The organism is Sulfuriferula plumbiphila (genome assembly GCF_009938015.1).
GTDB classification, from domain to species: Bacteria; Pseudomonadota; Gammaproteobacteria; order Burkholderiales; family Sulfuriferulaceae; genus Sulfuriferula; species Sulfuriferula plumbiphila.
Genome location: NZ_AP021884.1, coordinates 1,702,790 through 1,718,937 on the forward strand (window position 1 = coordinate 1,702,790; position 16,148 = coordinate 1,718,937).

At 56.5% G+C, this 16,148-nt stretch carries 18 protein-coding genes; 13 read left to right on the forward strand and 5 right to left on the reverse strand.

Annotated elements, in window-relative coordinates; translation table 11 throughout:
• Positions 1-14: 14 nt before the first annotated feature.
• From GZH91_RS08900 to zwf, 4 genes are all read left to right on the forward strand, one after another.
• Positions 15-569 (forward strand): RNA polymerase sigma factor, encoded by a 555-nt coding sequence (locus tag GZH91_RS08900; protein WP_147074677.1) that lies wholly within the window; start codon positions 15-17, stop codon positions 567-569.
• Positions 566-1,294 (forward strand): hypothetical protein, encoded by a 729-nt coding sequence (locus GZH91_RS08905; RefSeq protein ID WP_147074678.1) that lies wholly within the window; start codon positions 566-568, stop codon positions 1,292-1,294. The genes GZH91_RS08900 and GZH91_RS08905 overlap by 4 nt, the downstream gene beginning before the upstream one ends.
• 106 nt (positions 1,295-1,400) lie before the next feature.
• Positions 1,401-2,321, forward strand: a complete 921-nt coding sequence (gnd, locus tag GZH91_RS08910) for a phosphogluconate dehydrogenase (NAD(+)-dependent, decarboxylating) (RefSeq protein ID WP_147074679.1) — start codon at positions 1,401-1,403, stop codon at positions 2,319-2,321.
• A complete protein-coding gene (gene zwf / locus GZH91_RS08915; protein ID WP_147074680.1) occupies positions 2,318-3,799 on the forward strand; it encodes a glucose-6-phosphate dehydrogenase in 1,482 nt (493 codons plus the stop codon). Before gnd ends, zwf begins: the two co-directional genes overlap by 4 nt.
• Before the next feature lie 178 nt (positions 3,800-3,977).
• Here the strand turns inward: zwf and GZH91_RS08920 are convergent, their stop codons facing one another.
• Positions 3,978-5,144 carry a Do family serine endopeptidase gene (locus GZH91_RS08920; protein WP_198415473.1) on the reverse strand — a complete coding sequence of 389 codons (1,167 nt, stop codon included), beginning with the start codon at positions 5,142-5,144 and terminating at the stop codon, positions 3,978-3,980.
• 182 nt (positions 5,145-5,326) lie between these two features.
• Between GZH91_RS08920 and petA the strand changes: the two genes are divergently transcribed.
• From petA to GZH91_RS08950, 6 genes are all read left to right on the forward strand, one after another.
• Positions 5,327-5,920 carry a ubiquinol-cytochrome c reductase iron-sulfur subunit gene (gene petA, locus GZH91_RS08925; protein ID WP_147074682.1) on the forward strand — a complete coding sequence of 198 codons (594 nt, stop codon included), beginning with the start codon at positions 5,327-5,329 and terminating at the stop codon, positions 5,918-5,920.
• 3 nt (positions 5,921-5,923) lie between these two features.
• Positions 5,924-7,147 (forward strand): cytochrome b, encoded by a 1,224-nt coding sequence (locus tag GZH91_RS08930; RefSeq protein ID WP_147074683.1) that lies wholly within the window; start codon positions 5,924-5,926, stop codon positions 7,145-7,147.
• The gene (locus GZH91_RS08935; RefSeq protein WP_147074684.1) at positions 7,147-7,869 is read left to right on the forward strand and encodes a cytochrome c1; all 723 of its coding nucleotides are present in this window, start codon (positions 7,147-7,149) and stop codon (positions 7,867-7,869) included. The genes GZH91_RS08930 and GZH91_RS08935 overlap by 1 nt, the downstream gene beginning before the upstream one ends.
• 78 nt (positions 7,870-7,947) lie before the next feature.
• Positions 7,948-8,547 (forward strand): glutathione S-transferase N-terminal domain-containing protein, encoded by a 600-nt coding sequence (locus GZH91_RS08940; RefSeq protein ID WP_147074685.1) that lies wholly within the window; start codon positions 7,948-7,950, stop codon positions 8,545-8,547.
• Complete coding sequence (locus tag GZH91_RS08945) at positions 8,547-8,933, forward strand: ClpXP protease specificity-enhancing factor (protein ID WP_147074686.1); 387 nt, start codon at positions 8,547-8,549, stop codon at positions 8,931-8,933. The genes GZH91_RS08940 and GZH91_RS08945 overlap by 1 nt, the downstream gene beginning before the upstream one ends.
• A gap of 131 nt (positions 8,934-9,064) precedes the next feature.
• Positions 9,065-9,583: a DUF302 domain-containing protein gene (locus GZH91_RS08950; RefSeq protein WP_147074687.1), complete on the forward strand. Its 519-nt coding sequence runs from the start codon at positions 9,065-9,067 to the stop codon at positions 9,581-9,583.
• 54 nt (positions 9,584-9,637) lie between these two features.
• Here GZH91_RS08950 and prmB read toward each other — a convergent pair whose 3' ends face one another.
• From prmB to GZH91_RS08970, 4 genes are read right to left on the reverse strand one after another with little or no spacing between them, the layout of a single operon-like run.
• Entirely contained in the window at positions 9,638-10,546 is a 909-nt protein-coding gene (prmB, locus tag GZH91_RS08955) for a 50S ribosomal protein L3 N(5)-glutamine methyltransferase (protein ID WP_147074688.1), read from the reverse strand.
• Positions 10,543-11,673, reverse strand: coding sequence for a succinyl-diaminopimelate desuccinylase (dapE, locus tag GZH91_RS08960; protein WP_147074689.1), 1,131 nt, complete (start codon positions 11,671-11,673; stop codon positions 10,543-10,545). The genes prmB and dapE overlap by 4 nt, the downstream gene beginning before the upstream one ends.
• Before the next feature lie 5 nt (positions 11,674-11,678).
• Positions 11,679-12,143: a DUF302 domain-containing protein gene (locus GZH91_RS08965; protein WP_147074690.1), complete on the reverse strand. Its 465-nt coding sequence runs from the start codon at positions 12,141-12,143 to the stop codon at positions 11,679-11,681.
• Between the two features lies 1 nt (position 12,144).
• Positions 12,145-12,492 carry an arsenate reductase gene (locus GZH91_RS08970; protein WP_147074691.1) on the reverse strand — a complete coding sequence of 116 codons (348 nt, stop codon included), beginning with the start codon at positions 12,490-12,492 and terminating at the stop codon, positions 12,145-12,147.
• A 50-nt stretch (positions 12,493-12,542) separates the two neighbouring features.
• On the opposite strand from GZH91_RS08970, the gene GZH91_RS08975 reads away from it, so the two are divergent.
• The 3 genes from GZH91_RS08975 to GZH91_RS08985 all read left to right on the forward strand — a co-directional run bounded on the left by GZH91_RS08975 (position 12,543) and on the right by GZH91_RS08985 (position 16,135).
• A complete protein-coding gene (locus tag GZH91_RS08975) occupies positions 12,543-14,339 on the forward strand; it encodes an ABCB family ABC transporter ATP-binding protein/permease (RefSeq protein ID WP_147074692.1) in 1,797 nt (598 codons plus the stop codon).
• A complete protein-coding gene (locus GZH91_RS18325) occupies positions 14,336-15,655 on the forward strand; it encodes an aldose epimerase family protein (protein WP_147074693.1) in 1,320 nt (439 codons plus the stop codon). The genes GZH91_RS08975 and GZH91_RS18325 overlap by 4 nt, the downstream gene beginning before the upstream one ends.
• Positions 15,656-15,739: 84 nt before the next feature.
• The gene (locus GZH91_RS08985) at positions 15,740-16,135 is read left to right on the forward strand and encodes a thioredoxin family protein (protein WP_147074694.1); all 396 of its coding nucleotides are present in this window, start codon (positions 15,740-15,742) and stop codon (positions 16,133-16,135) included.
• The last annotated feature ends 13 nt before the right edge of the window (positions 16,136-16,148 follow it).

Sequence of the window (16,148 nt, forward strand, 5' to 3'; positions counted from 1 at the left end):
AAACAACCCGGGCTATGAATCTTTTATCTTTGCTGGGCGGTGATGCGGATATGCGAGGTCAGCTCAAGGAGCGGCGCGCGCGTTTGTATCGTGTCGCCTATTCCTGGTGCCATGACCGCGCTCTGGCCGACGATTTGGCGCAGGAGGCTCTCGCTCGCGGATTAGCACGGCTGCATCAACTGCGTGATCCGGCACAGCTTGACAGCTGGCTGTTCAAGATTTTGCATAACTGCTGGCGCGATTGCTTCCGGTGTCAAAAGGGCTTTCAGGATGTTGACGAACTGGAAGACTATCAGTATGCCCATGACGATACTCCCGAGCACATCCATTCGCGCAGCCAGGTGGTTGATCGGGTACGCACTGCGGTTGCGCTATTGCCGATGGGACAGCGCCAGGTACTGACGCTGATTGATCTGGAAGAGTTCAGTTACAACCAGGTAGCCGAGATTCTTGAAATCCCGGTGGGTACGGTGATGAGCCGCTTGTGCCGGGGACGCCAGTCACTGAAAGTAAGGCTGATTGAGTTGGCACCGCAGGCAAAGGCGGCGGCGCTGAGGAGCGTGAAATGAAACCGGAAATCTCCCAGGAGCAGTTAAATGCATTTATTGACGGCGAGCTGGATCTGATTGAAAAAGACCGGCTGTTTGTTGCGCTTGAGGGCAATCCGGAGCTGGCGCACCAGTTGTGCACATTACGTGCCGTCAAGGAAATGGTCAGCCACGGCTATGCTGACCCCCCGCCTGCGCATCGAAACAACCGGCCGCGCCAATTTGCTATGTCGCACTACTTGGCGACCGCCATGGTACTGGTATTGGGGCTGGCCATAGGCTGGCTGGGACGCGATTGGAGCAGCCCGCCACGACCGGCGCAACTCACACAAAACCATGCTGCCATGTTGCGCCCGATCAGCCTGGCAGGAGTAAAACCGGACACCCGAAAAATTGTTTTGCATGTGGATTCCGATCAGCCCGTCAAATTAAAAACCTTGTTCGATGATGTGGATTACCTGCTTCAGCATCAAACGACGGCCGGTCGGCCTGTTCAGATTGAAGTCATTGCCAATAATTACGGCCTCGATCTCTTGCGCGCTGACGTCACACCTTATGCGGCGCGCATCGATGAGCTTGCGCGCCAGCATACCAACATCAGCTTTGTAGCCTGCGGACAGACTGTGCGCCGTCTGACCAAGGAGGGTGTTAAGGTCGAATTGCTTCCCCAGGCACGTGTCGCACCTACTGCCATTGGAGAAATCATCAACCGCCTGCAACAGGGCTGGACGTATATCAAGGTTTAACTCACTTATTTGCTTCACCCGGTTGTATTGTCGCTTTCACCCATCTAGCATGAAGCCAGATGCGTTTGTTGCACGTAGGGTGGCGACATGAACCGGAGGGAAGTTGATGAAGCAAATTGGGATGCTTGGGTTGGGCAAAATGGGGGCCAACATGGCGCGGCGCCTGGCGCGTGGCGGGGCGGTTGTGCATGCCTGGAATCGCAGTCCGGACGTGGCGCTGAGCCTGGCGCAAGAACATGCCAATGTGCTGGCGCGGGGCTCGCTGGCCGAACTGGTGGCCGGGCTCGCAACGCCGCGCCTGGTCTGGCTGATGCTCCCGGCTGGGCGGGCAACCGATGAGGCCCTGCACACGCTGTTGCCACTGCTGTCGCCCGGCGACACCGTGTTGGATGGCGCCAACGCTTATTACAAGGATTCCCAGCGCCGCGCGGCACAGCTGGCGCAGGCCGGTCTGCATTTCATGGATGCAGGCGTGTCCGGCGGCATCTGGGGGCTACAGAACGGGTACGCGTTGATGGTGGGTGGCAGCGCGAGAGCGCTTGCCGCTGCTGAGCCCTTCATCAAGATCCTTGCACCGGCACCTGACACTGGCTGGCTCCATTGCGGTGTGGCCGGCAGCGGCCATTTCGTCAAAATGGTGCATAACGGTATCGAATACGGAATGATGCAGGCGCTGGCCGAAGGGCTGGCGCTGATGAATGGCAAACGCGAATTCGATATTGATCTTGCCGCCGTTACGGAGATGTGGCGGCATGGCAGTGTAGTGCGCTCGTGGCTGCTGGATCTGGCCGCCGAGTTTCTGCAACGCGATCAAGCTCTGGATGACATTCAACCCTATGTCGCCGACTCGGGTGAGGGGCGCTGGACCGTGCTCGAATCGGTTGAGCAGGGCACGCCCGCGCCGGTGACGTCGCTGGCGTTGATGATGCGCTTTGCATCCCAGGGGCAGGGCGACTATGCCAACAAGTTGCTGGCGATGATGCGCAGTGGATTTGGCGGTCATGCCGTAAAGGAGGGTGAGGCATGAGCGATGCCATGATGTATCCGTGTAATTTTGTCATTTTTGGTGCAACCGGCAACCTCGCGTCGAACAAGCTGATTCCCGCCCTGTATCGGCTGGAACAGGCAAACCGCTTGCCTGCGAGCCTCACCTTTATCGCTTTTGGGCGACGCGAATGGAACGACAAGATGTGGCGCGAGCATGTCATGACCTTATTGCATGACAAGCTCAAAGATCGGGGAGCCGAGGACGTTTGCGCGCGCTTTGTGGCGCGTTTCAGTTATTTGCAAGGCGAGTTGGGTGATGCGGAATCCTACCAGCGCCTCAAAGAAGATCTGGGCAAGCCCAGGGCAGGTGTGTGTTCCAATGTAATATTTTACCTTGCCATCAAACCCACCGATTTTTCCTCGGTCATCAAAAATCTGGATAAATCCGGCCTGAGCAAACCGCGCGGAATGCATCGCATCGTAGTGGAAAAACCTTTTGGCGAGGATATTGAATCCGCCCAGTACCTCAACGAATTGTTGCACCGCCATTTTGACGAACAGCAGATTTTCCGCATTGACCACTATCTGGGTAAGGAAACAGTACAGAACCTGCTGGTATTCCGCTTTGCCAACACGCTTATCGAGCCATTATGGAACCGCAACTTCATCGACCATGTGCAAATCACGGTGGCGGAGTCGGTGGGCATCGAAAACCGCGCCGATTATTATGACAAGGCTGGCGCCTTGCGTGACATGCTGCAAAACCACCTGATGCAGCTGCTCACCGTAGTGGCGATGGAGCCGCCGCCTGCACTGGAAGCGGATGCATTACGCGATGAAAAGGTCAAGGTGCTGCGCTCGATCCGTCCCATCGCCAAGCGTTCCGTGCACGCCCATGCTTTCCGCGCGCAATATGCGCCCGGTGCCGTGGGAGGGGCTGTGGTACAGGGCTATCAGCAGGAGCCCGGGGTGGAGCCCAATTCCATTACCGAAACATTTGTCGCCGCCAAATTTTACATTGATAACTGGCGCTGGCGTGGTGTGCCGTTCTACCTGCGTACCGGCAAACGCCTGGCAGATCAAACCTCCATGATCGCACTGCGTTTTCGGCATCCGCCCCAGCAACTGTTCCGCGAAACCCCGCTGGAGACCATTGACCCGAACTGGATCGTGCTCTCCATCCAACCGGAAGAAAGCATGCGCATGGAAATCCACGTCAAGCAGCCCGGTCTGGATATGGACACGCGCATGCTGCAGCTCAATGCCAGCTATCGGCAAACCCATGAGACGCCACTGGATGCCTACGAAACCCTGCTGCTCGACGTGATCGAAGGCGACCGCACCCTGTTCATCCGTTTTGACGAGGTGGAGTGGGCATGGCGCGTGGTCGACCCCATCCTCAAATACTGGGAACAGGAACGTGATTTCATTCACACCTATCGTGCAGGTAGCTGGGGGCCGCAGGAGGCCAACCGGCTGTTCGATTCGGAAGATCAGGAATGGCGCAACGCGCTCTAATTTGCGCATGCTGCGTGCTCGCGCTGCTCCTCGCTCAGTCGGCCCGGACGCCGGGAAACGCGTCTGACTGAAGCGCGGTTTTGCCGATGCAATGCGCTCAGCCTGATAAACCCCCGCCATTTTGCGGGGCGATTATCGTGCCGTCCGCGTAAATCAGCGGTCAATCCGGACCGGGATTTTATTGCTCGTCATCAACGGGCTGCTCGATCCTGGGACGCTTGCCGATCTTGACCACGGCAACCATTTCTTTTGCCTTGCGCAGCAGCTTCAATTGCACAGTCTGGCCAGGCGTCTGCATGGCAATCAATTGCAGCAGGGAAGTGGAATCCTTCACGGGTTTGTCGTTGACATCAATCAGCACATCTCCCGGGCGGATACCTGCCAGGTCCGCCGGCCCGCCTTTGAGAATTCCGGCAATCAGCGCACCATTGGTGTTCGGCAATTTGAATGATTCAGCCAGTTCTGGTGTCAAGTCCTGCACTTCGACCCCGACCCAGCCGCGCGTGACTGATCCATGCTTGATGATCTGGTCCATGACCTGGATAACCAGACTCACCGGAATGGCAAAGCCGATGCCCTGCGAGCCACCTGTACGCGTATAAATGGCGCTGTTGATGCCGATCAGGTTGCCGTTGGCATCCACCAGCGCACCTCCCGAATTGCCGGGATTAATGGCGGCGTCAGTCTGGATGAAATTTTCAAAAGTATTGATGCCGAGATGGGAACGCCCGAGTGCACTGATAATGCCCATCGTGACCGTCTGCCCGACGCCGAACGGATCGCCAATGGCCAGTACGATATCGCCCACATTGCCTTTGTCGGGCTGGGCGAAACTGATGGCAGGCAGACCGGTGAGGTTGACTTTGAGCACCGCCAGATCGGTTTCTGGATCGGATCCCACCACCCTGGCCGGCACCGTACGCCCATCATGTAATGCAACCTGAATTTCGTCAGCGGCCTCGACTACGTGGTGATTGGTAAGGATGTAGCCATCCGCGCTGACAATCACGCCCGAGCCGAGATTGTTGACCCGCTGCGAGCGTGAATCGGGGTGGTCGCCGAAAAAACGTTTGAAGATCGGATCGTCGGCGAGCGGATTGCGTGGTAAGCGGACTTCCTTGCTGGTGAAAACATTCACTACGGAAGGAATGGCTTTTTTCGCTGCGGCGCTTAACGAACCGATCTGCGCGCCGCCGCCGGGCGCCACGACTTCCCGGATGGTGACGCCTGGACCGGTATGCACGTTGCGCCAGGTTAGCCAGTCCGGTCTGAAAATGACCACTACAAACAGCATGCCCAGCGCGATGGTCGTGCTCTGTGCAAAAATCAGCCAAAACTTCCGCATCATCAAATACGCCTATGGAATAAAACAAATTTTCGAAAATTATACAGGACAGACAATGCCAATATTTCAGGCTGGCAATTAAAATTGTGCGTTAAATGCGGACAGGGGCTTTATGTTTCAAGTCAGTTTTGGGTAAAATAGCCGTTTTTGTAAGTCTGTAGTCACCTAAACAGGGATCGTTTATGAGCAATCAGCAAGTGGATCGTAGCAAGCGGCGCTTCCTCATCGCTGCCACTACTGCCGTCGGTGGGGTGGCGGGTGTCGCCGTGATGGTGCCTTTTGTCATGAGCATGCTGCCTAGCGAGCGTGCCAAGGCAGCCGGAGCACCGGTCGAGGTGGATATCAGCAAGATCGAGCCGGGCATGTTATTGGCAATCGCATGGCAAGGCAAACCGGTGTGGGTGGTTAACCGCACCAAGGAAATGCTGGCCATGTTGCCGAAAAATGACCCCCATTTGCTGGATCCCAAGTCGGACCAGCCGCAACAGCCGGTCTACTGCAAAAACGAGGGGCGCTCCATCAAGCCGGAATTTCTGGTAGTGGTCGGTATCTGTACCCACCTCGGTTGTTCACCTACCTTCCGCAAGGATGTGGGCGCCGCCGACCTCGGTGCAGACTGGCCGGGCGGCTGGTTCTGTCCTTGCCACGGCTCCAAATACGACCTTGCAGCGCGGGTGTTCAAAGATGTGCCGGCCCCTCTGAATATGGTCATCCCACCATACAAATACATCAATGACGGCCGCATTCTGGTTGGCGATGATGGTAAAGGAGCGTAATTAATGAGTACCATGCAAAAATTTGTTGGCTGGATAGACGAACGTTTTCCGTTGACCTCCAGCTGGAAAACGCATTTGTCCGAATACTATGCGCCGAAGAATTTCAACTTCTGGTACTTTTTTGGCTCGCTGGCACTGTTGGTGCTGGTGATGCAGATTGTTACCGGCATTTTCCTTACCATGAACTACAAGCCGGATGCCACGCTGGCGTTTCTGTCCGTCGAATACATCATGCGCGATGTGGAGTGGGGCTGGCTGATCCGCTACATGCACTCCACCGGCGCCTCGATGTTCTTCGTGGTGGTGTACCTGCATATGTTCCGTGGCCTGATGTATGGCTCATACCGCAAACCGCGTGAACTGATCTGGGTGTTCGGCATGTTCCTCTATCTCGCGCTGATGGCCGAAGCATTCATGGGCTATCTGCTGCCGTGGGGTCAGATGTCGTACTGGGGTGCGCAAGTGATTATTTCCCTGTTCGGTGCAATTCCGGTCATCGGCAATGATCTGACGTTGTGGATTCGTGGCGACTACGTGGTCTCCGACGCAACCCTCAACCGCTTTTTTGCGTTCCATGTGATTGCCTTGCCGTTCGTACTGGTGGGTCTGGTTGCAGCGCACATCATTGCCCTGCACGAAGTGGGTTCGAACAATCCGGACGGTATCGAAATCAAGAAACACAAAGATCCTGTCACTCACATCCCGCTTGATGGCATTCCTTTCCACCCTTATTACACGGTGAAAGACATCATGGGCGTGGTCGTGTTCCTGATGGTGTTCTCGGCGATTATTTTCTTCGCGCCGGAAATGGGTGGCTGGTTCCTCGAGGCAAACAACTTCATTCCTGCCAACTCCCTGAAAACGCCCGAGCATATTGTGCCGCTGTGGTATTTCACCCCGTTCTACGCGATTCTGCGTGCCGTGCCAGACAAATTCCTGGGGGTTGTGGCAATGGGTTCGGCTGTGGTGATCATGTTCTTCCTGCCCTGGCTGGACCGCTCCAAGGTCAAATCAATCCGCTATCGTGGCACTTTGTACAAGACCATTTTGACCTTGTTTGTAATCAGCTTTATTGGTCTTGGATATTTGGGCACACAAGCCCCCACAGGACTGACTACAGACATCGCACGGGTGCTGAGTGTGATTTACTTTGGCTTCTTCCTGCTGATGCCCTGGTACACCAAGATTGACAAGACAAAACCTGAACCGGAAAGGGTGACTGGATAATGAAGAAGTTTCTGTTAGCGCTCCTGTTTGCGCCTCTGATTGCCTTTGGCTCTGAAGGGAATGTCCATTTGGACAAGGCTCCGGTCAATCTCGAAGATTACGCGTCGCTGCAACGCGGCGCGCGTATCTTCACCAACTATTGCCTGAGCTGTCACAGTGCTGCTGCCATGCGCTATTCGCGTCTGGAAGACATTGGTCTGAGCAAAGATCAGATCAAGGATAACCTGATGTTCGCGAGCGACAATGTAGGCGATACCATGACCATCAGCATGAGCCCTGACAATGCCAAGGCCTGGTTCGGTGCGGCGCCTCCCGATCTTTCAGTTGAGGCGCGGGCACGTACCCCGGACTGGCTGTACACTTACCTGCGCAGCTTCTACCTTGATGATTCCCGTCCCACAGGCTGGAACAACACGGTATTCGAAAAAGTGGGGATGCCGCATGTTCTGTACACTTTGCAGGGCGAGCAAGTGCTCAAAAAGAGCGCAGCCGGCGCGCATGATGAACAGGCCAGACCAGAGTTTGAACTGGTCAAGCCAGGCAAGCTGAGTCCGGCTGAGTACAATGCCATGGTAGGCGACCTGGTCAACTATCTGACCTGGATGGCCGAACCCGCCAAGGCCACGCGTCAGGAGCTGGGGATCGTTGTACTGCTGTTCCTTGGCGTATTCTTTGTTTTGGCTTACTACCTGAAGAAAGAGTTCTGGAAGGATATTCACTAGGCGCCAGCACACTTTCCGTCATTGTTCGTCCCGGCCGGCGGTATTCCGCCGGCCATGTCATTTTCAGGGTAAAGCATCATGATGACTTTGTATTCCGGCAATACCTGTCCCTATAGCCAGCGCTGCCGTATCGTCCTGTATGAAAAGGGCATGGATTTTGAAATCATCGACGTGGACTTGCACAACAAGCCCGAGGATCTGGCGCTGATGAATCCCTACAACCGCGTACCGGTATTGGTCGAACGCGATCTTATTCTGTATGAAGCCAATATCATTAACGAATACATAGATGAACGTTTCCCGCATCCGCAACTGATGCCGGCTGATCCGGTAATGCGCGCGCGCGCGCGCTTGTTCCTGTTCAATTTTGAACAGGATCTTTTCAGTCATGTTCATGCTATTGAGCACGGCAGCCAGAAAGCAGCGGAAAAAGGACGCGCGCTGGTGCGCGACAGCCTGACCCAGATTGCCCCGATTTTCGCCAAGCAGAAATACATGCTGAATGATGATTTTTCCATGCTTGACGTAGCAATCGCCCCCTTGCTGTGGCGCCTGGATCATTATGACATTCAGTTACCACGACAAGCTGCCAACCTGCTGAAATATGCCGAGCGCATTTTCAGCCGGCCTGCATTTATCGAGGCGCTTACTCCCAACGAAAAAGCCATGCGCAAGTAATGCCCCCGATCTCGACCAAACCCTACTTGATCCGCGCCATTTACGAATGGTGTGTGGACAATGGCCTTACCCCGCATCTCTCGGTTGCAGTTGACCAGAATACGAGGGTGCCCATGGAGTTCGTCAAGGAAGGACAGATCGTGCTTAACCTGTCTGCCAGCGCCACCCGCAATCTCACCATGGACAATGACTGGATACAGTTTTCTGCCCGTTTTGGCGGGATTTCACGCGAGCTGCAAATTCCCATTGCGGCAGTGGTCGGCATTTTTGCCCGCGAAAATGGCGAGGGTATGGGCTTTGCACCGGAAACGCCGACCGATACAGCACATTCGCCAGAGCCCGATCCCCCCCAGCCAACCAAGCCACGTCTGAAAATCGTCAAATAAGCGATTCTTGCAGCAGCCTGCCGGCTATTTTTGATTGGCTCATCCTGTCTGGTAGTATTTTACGATATTCGGTTTAATCTTAATGAGCGTAGCATTCGGAGTTTCTGAGATTTAACTTGCGAGGTAGCCAGATGAAATCACTCAAACGTTTTTTCGGGATAGTCGGCATGAGTCTCATGCTGGCAGCGCCATTAGCCCAGGCAAAACCCTCCACCCCGGCTTCAGACCTGCAACTCCCGAAGGTCTACAAGGTTCAGCTGGCAAAAGGGGTGAGCGCAGACGACGCCGCGGATTCCATGAAGCTGCGTGCCAATGCGCTCAACATTAAACTGGTATCCGAACTGCCGCTGTCCAAACAGGTCGAGGCGGTGACGGGAAAACCACAGCGGCGCATGACCATTTTCCAGTTCTGCGACGCGGTCACGGCCAAAGAACTGGTCGACCTCAATCTGGATTACGCTATTTTCCTGCCGTGTCGGGTTGCATTGATCGAAGACAAAAATGGACAGGTTTGGCTGATTATGATGGACATGAATGTGGATCAGCTTGCCAGGGAAGGCAAAATGAGCAAGGCGCTGAAGCAAAAAATTTCAAAGGTGCGCAATGACTTGATCGAGATTATCAACGCCGGTGCCAAGGGCGATTTGTAGCTGGATCATGTTAACAAAAGAAAAGCGGCGTGGCAGATTCAGCCACGCCGTTTCTTATTGGCCAAGTAATTGTTCTCGTGTCGCCAGAAATACATAATCATCGCTACCGCCGGTGTCCAGCCAGGTCAGTGGCAGATCCGGGAAGGCCGCCTCCAGCGCGTCGCGGTTATGGCCGATCTCGGCGATCAGGATACCGTCCGGGTTGAGGTGGGCTGGGGCGGCTGTGAGGATGGCGCGGATATGTTCCAGACCATCAGCCCCGCTGGCGAGAGCCAGTTCCGGCTCTGCCCGATATTCGGCAGGTAGCGCCGCCATGCTGGGCGTGTTGACGTAGGGTGGATTGCTTACAATTACGTCATAAGTGCGACCGGAAAGCTGGTCGAACAAGTCAGACCGAATCGCTTGCACCTGCGCCTGCAGCTGGTAGGTGGCGATATTGCGCTCGGCTACTGCCAGCGCGTCAGCGGATATATCCGCTGCATCGATCGCTGCATTGGGGAAGGCATGTGCCATCAGGATGGCCAGACAGCCAGAGCCTGTACACATGTCCAGCCCGGTTTGCACAGCTTCGGGGTTTCCCATCCACGGCATCAGCTGGTCACGCAATAATTCGGCAATGAACGAGCGCGGAATAATCACCCGCTCATCTACATAAAAAGCGAACTCTCCCAGCCATGCCTGATGCGTGATATACGCCGCAGGGATACGCTGTTTCACGCGTTTCTCAAATACCTGTTTCAACTCTACGCGTTCCACTTCGGTGAGGCAGGCATCGAGAAACGGATCCAGCCTGTCCAGCGGCAGGTGCAGGCTGTGCAGGATAAGGTAGGCGGCTTCATCGAAGGCATTGGTAGTGCCGTGGCCAAAAAACAAACCGGCTGCGTTCATGCGGCTCACCCCGAAGCGCAACCAGTCGCGCACCGTGATCAGCGCATCGGTATCGTGAAAATAATCGTGACTCATTGGCTCAGCAGTTTTTCCAGGGTTTTCAGATAGATGGCGCGCAGTGGTTCCAGTGCAGCGACCGGCACATTTTCGTTGAGCTTGTGGATGCTGGCGTTCATCGGGCCGAATTCCACCACCTGTGCGCAGATGTCGGCAATAAAACGCCCGTCCGAAGTGCCGCCCGTGGTGGAGAGCTCGGGATCCAGCCCGGTGACTTCCTTGATCGCGGCGCTGATGGCTTCCACCAGGCTGCCACGCGGCGTGAGGTAGGGCTTGCCCGACTCTTCCCACTCCAGATCGTATTCCAGGCCGTGACGTTCCAGCACTTCATGAACACGCGTTTTCAAACTGTCTTTGCTGCTGGCGGTAGAGTGGCGGAAATTGAAGCGGATCTCCACCGTACCCGGCACCACGTTGGTTGCCCCGGTGCCGCCGTGAATATTGGAAATCTGCCAGCTGGTAGGCGGAAAATATGCGTTGCCCCTGTCCCATTCAATCGCGGCCAGCTCGGCGATGGCGGGTGCGGCCTGATGAATTGGATTGCGGACCAGGTGCGGGTAGGCGATATGACCCTGGATACCCTTGACGGTAAGGCGCCCGGACAATGAACCGCGCCGGCCATTCTTGATGGTGTCGCCCAGTTGCGCCACACAGGTAGGCTCGCCGACGATGCAGCAATCAATTTTTTCGCCACGCGCAGCCAGCATTTCCACCACTTTTACCGTGCCATCGGTGGCGCTACCTTCCTCATCCGAGGTGATCAGCAAGGCAATCGAGCCTGTGTGGCCGGGATGCCGGGCGACGAAATCTTCTATCGAAGTCACAAAGGCCGCCAGCGAGGCTTTCATGTCCGACGCGCCGCGTCCGTACAAGATGCCGTCGCGTATGGTTGGCGTGAACGGGTCGGAATGCCATTGATCCAGCGGTCCGCTTGGCACCACGTCGGTATGCCCGGCAAAGCACACCACCGGGCTGGCCTCGCCTCGGCGCGCCCACAAATTGATGACGCCGTTTGAGGTGATGGTTTCAAAGCGAAAGCCCAGCGGTGCCAGGCGTTCTTGCATCAGGGCCTGACAACCGGCGTCGTCTGGGGTGCTGGAGCGGCGCGAAATGAGCTGCTGGGTGAGGGAAAGGGTATCAGTCATAGGGTTTATTTGCTTGCTGCTTCAATGGATTTGACAACTTCGGTTTCGATTTCGCGTGCTACCGCTTGTGCCGGGCTGCCTTGTGCCACCATGCTGGGTTTGACGAACAGCACCGTGGTTTGCCCGGCCTTCTGAATCAGGGTGATATGCAAGGGACATAACGCTAGCGCGGCGGGGTCCAGATTGGACAGTCGATTGGCAAACGCGGCATTGCAGAACACCATGCTACGGATATCTTCGAGTTTGTTCAGGTTGTAATCCTTGCCGAATCTTGTTGCCATACCATCCAGATTTTTGCCGATATTCGGTTCAAATATAACGTAAAAACCATTATTTTCCAGATTGTTATGAATTGAATTGTATGTTGTTTCAAGTTCTCCAGGAATGGTTTTTTCGTAAATGCCCGGGCTACCCGCCCACCCTGGCAGGGTGGTCAACAGCATGGCAGCGGCCAGGATGATTTTTTTCATTTCAGTCTCCTGTTAATGCAGCGTAATCCGCCGGGCTAAATCCCACCAGTATCCGTCCGGCATGTTCCAGCACCGGACGTTTAATCACGCTGGTTTTTTCCATCATCAGTGCAAACGCGGCTTCCTGGGAGGTGACGCCGGCTTTCACCGTGTCTGGCAACTGACGCCAGGTCATGCCCTGGCGGTTAAGCAGTTTTTCCCAGCCCACCTGCTGCGCCCAGGGGGTCAGCAGCGCGACGTTTACACCGGTTTTCTTGAAATCATGAAATTCGTAAGCCTGGCCGTGTTCATCCAGCCAGGCCAGGGCTTTTTTGACCGTAGTGCAATTGGAAATGCCGTAAATGCGCATGGTGCCGATAGAATAGTGATAATTTCGCCCATTTTAATCGAGAACTGCTCATGCGTCGCTTTGCTTCTGACGGCGGCCAGCCCGGCACCGCCGACTGGCGCACTATCCGCCTGCTGTTGCCCTATCTGTGGGAACACAAATGGCGCGTCACCCTTGCGCTGGGTTTCTTGATCGGTGCCAAGCTCGCCGTGGTGGGCGTACCGCTGATATTGAAGCAGGTGGTGGACTCGCTCAACCAGCCCAAGGCGATGCTGGCCGTACCGGTGGCGCTGCTGTTGGGCTACGGCGCATTGCGGCTGGCCAGTACGGTATTTTCCGATTTGCGCGACATCGTGTTCGCCAAGGTTACCCAGCACGCCATCCGCCGCGTGGGGCTGGAGGTATTTCGCCACCTGCACAATCTCTCGCTGCGCTTTCACCTGGAGCGCCAGACCGGTGGGATGTCACGCGACATTGAGCGTGGCGCGCGCGGCATTTCCTCGCTGATCAACTTCACCCTGTTTTCCATCCTGCCCACGCTGATCGAAATCAGCCTGGTGGCGGGGATATTGTTTGCCAGATTCGACTGGGTATTCGCGGCCATCACCCTGGCGGTGCTGGGGGTGTATATCGCGCTCACCATTACCATCACCGAATGGCGTACTCATATCCGCCGTGAAATGAACGAACTCGACTCGCAGGCCAATACCAAGGCCATCGACAGCCTGCTCAACTATGAGACGGTGAAATACTTCGGCAATGAGGATTTCGAAGCCGGGCGCTATGACGCCAGCCTGCAACGCTGGGAAAAAGTCGCGATCAAGAGCCAGACCTCGCTGGGTTTTCTCAATGCGGCGCAGGCGACGATTATTGCCGCCGGCGTGACGATCATGCTGCTGCGCGCTTCCAGCGGTGTGGTCGCGGGCAGGCTCACCATCGGCGATCTGGTGATGATCAATGCCTTCCTGATCCAGATGTTCATCCCGCTGAATTTCCTGGGCGTGATGTACCGCGAGATCAAACAGTCCCTCACCGATATCGAGCGGCTGTTCAGGCTGCTCCACGTCAACCGCGAAATCCAGGACGCAGCGGAGGCAATGCCGTTGCAGCTCCGGGGCAGTGTGGTGCGTTTCGAGGAGGTGCGTTTCGGTTACGACACGGATCGCAAGATACTGCATGGCGTGAGTTTTTCCATCCCTGCCGGGCACAACGTGGCGGTGGTCGGCACCAGCGGGGCCGGCAAGTCTACCCTGGCGCGACTGCTGTTCCGCTTTTATGACGTGACTGGCGGGCGCATCAGCATAGACGGCCAGGATATCCGCAGCGTCACCCAGCACAGCCTGCGCGCCGCGATTGGCATCGTGCCGCAAGATACCGTGCTGTTCAATGACAGCATTTATTACAATATCGCCTACGGCCGCCCCGAGGCCAGTCGAGAAGAAATCGTCGAGGCCGCGCGCGCTGCACACATCCTGCACTTTATCGAAACGCTGCCCAAGGGCTGGGATACCCCCGTGGGTGAGCGTGGCTTGAAATTATCCGGCGGCGAAAAGCAGCGCGTGGCGATTGCGCGCACGCTGCTCAAAAATCCGGCCATCCTGATCCTGGACGAAGCCACCTCCGCGCTCGACACGACGACCGAAAAAATCATCCAGGCCGAGCTCAAGGAAGTCGCCAAATCGCGCACCACGCTGACCATTGCGCACCGTCTTTCCACCATCGTCGACGCCGAGCAGATATTGGTGATGGAGCAGGGCAGAATCGTGGAGCGCGGCAGCCATCGTGAGTTGCTGGCGCAAAACGGCGTGTATGCGCGGCTGTGGGCGATGCAGCAGGAAGAAGCCGCCGAAAGGGTTGAGGCCGCATGAGCCTGCAGATCGAAATTGCAAGCTGGGAACGGCACTTTGCCACGCTGACTAACCTGCGCCGCACCGTGTTTATCGAGGAACAAGGCGTGCCGGAGGCGCTGGAATGGGATGGGCTGGACGCGGCTGCGATCCATTTCATTGCACTGGACGATGGCAACGCGATCGGCTGCGCTCGACTGCTTGCCGATGGCCATATTGGCCGCATGGCGGTACTGCCAGGCTGTCGCGGCAAAGGCGCCGGGCGCGCATTGCTGAATGCGGTATTGCATGCCGCGCGTCAGCGGCATCTGGGCTGGCTGTATCTGAATGCCCAGGCCCACGCAGCGGGATTTTATGCCCGCTCCGGTTTTCAACCCGTTGGCGCGGAATTCCCCGACGCCGATATTCCCCACCTACGTATGGAGCTTGTTATGGAACACCACACTGATATCCTCAACCAGCAGTTTGCCATCGCCGGCCGGCTTGAATTTATGGATGCCGCAGCGGGTGTGCCGGTGGTCGAAATTACCACACCGCACGCAAGCGCACGTATTGCAGTACAGGGTGCGCAGCTGCTGGAATGGCAGCCAAACGGGCAACAGCCGGTGTTGTGGGTGAGCCGTGCTGCGCTGTATCAGCCAGGTAAAGGGGTGCGCGGTGGCGTACCAGTGTGCTGGCCGTGGTTCGGGGCGGGTGAGGCAGGTAAACCGGCCCATGGTTTTGTGCGCACGCGCATGTGGGAAGTGCGCGAAACCGGGCAGGGCATGGCCGATAGCGTATTTATTCGGTTCGGCATGAAAGACGACGAATCCACCCGTGCGCTGTGGGATTATGCTTTCGACCTGGAGCTGATTGTCACCGTGGGTGCGGCACTCAAGATGGAACTGGTGACGCGGAATGCCGGTACCACGGCATTTGAGATCAGCGAGGGGCTGCATACTTATTTCCGTGTGGGCAATATCAGGCACACCCGGGTATTGGGGCTGGAAAACACCGAGTACCTGGACAAAGTGTTGGGTTTTGTCCGTGACACCCAGATCGGGGCGGTCAGGTTCAGTGGCGAAACCGACCGGGTTTATGTCGACACTACAACCGATTGTGTGATTGATGACGCGGAGTTGAACCGCAAGATCCGTGTTGCCAAATCAGGTAGCACTTCAACTGTGGTGTGGAACCCATGGATAGAAAAAGAAAAAAGCTTTGCCGACATGGCCGCTGATGAATACCGGGAGATGCTGTGTGTAGAAACGGTGAACGCGGGCGATGCGCGCGTGACTGTCGCCGCAGGGGCCGCACATACGCTGGTGGCATTGGTCAGTCTGGAGGCGGGCGTGTAATCGGCGTATGCAAAAATGTAAGGAACCGAATGCCGGTTTGGCCTATCCTTTACAGATTCCGGTGCAATTTAACGGAGACGATGTATGCAAACGTGGGTGGTCGTGGCTCTGGGGGTGTGTGCAGGATTCTTGCTGGCGCTGCAGTTGGCAGCCTGCTGGCGCGCCCGACGCGTACTGGGGCGAGCCGCTGCGGATACCAGCAGCGTGGATAAGAGCGCAGCCGGCGAACGCCGCCGGGTTTATTACTTTTTCGCCGAACATTGCGGCCGGTGCCGGGCGATGGCACCGCTGGTCGCGCAATTGCAGCCGGCACATCACCATCTGATCAGGGTGGATGTGGTGCAATCACTGGCGCTGGCACGGGCGTCCGGTGTGGCTGCGACGCCCAGTTTCGTCTTGGTGAAAGCCAACACGATTCGTCAGGTGCGCCCGGGTGGCATGAGCGAAAAACGTCTCGGGCGCATGCGCGAGGCGATCTGACCCCAACTCCAGG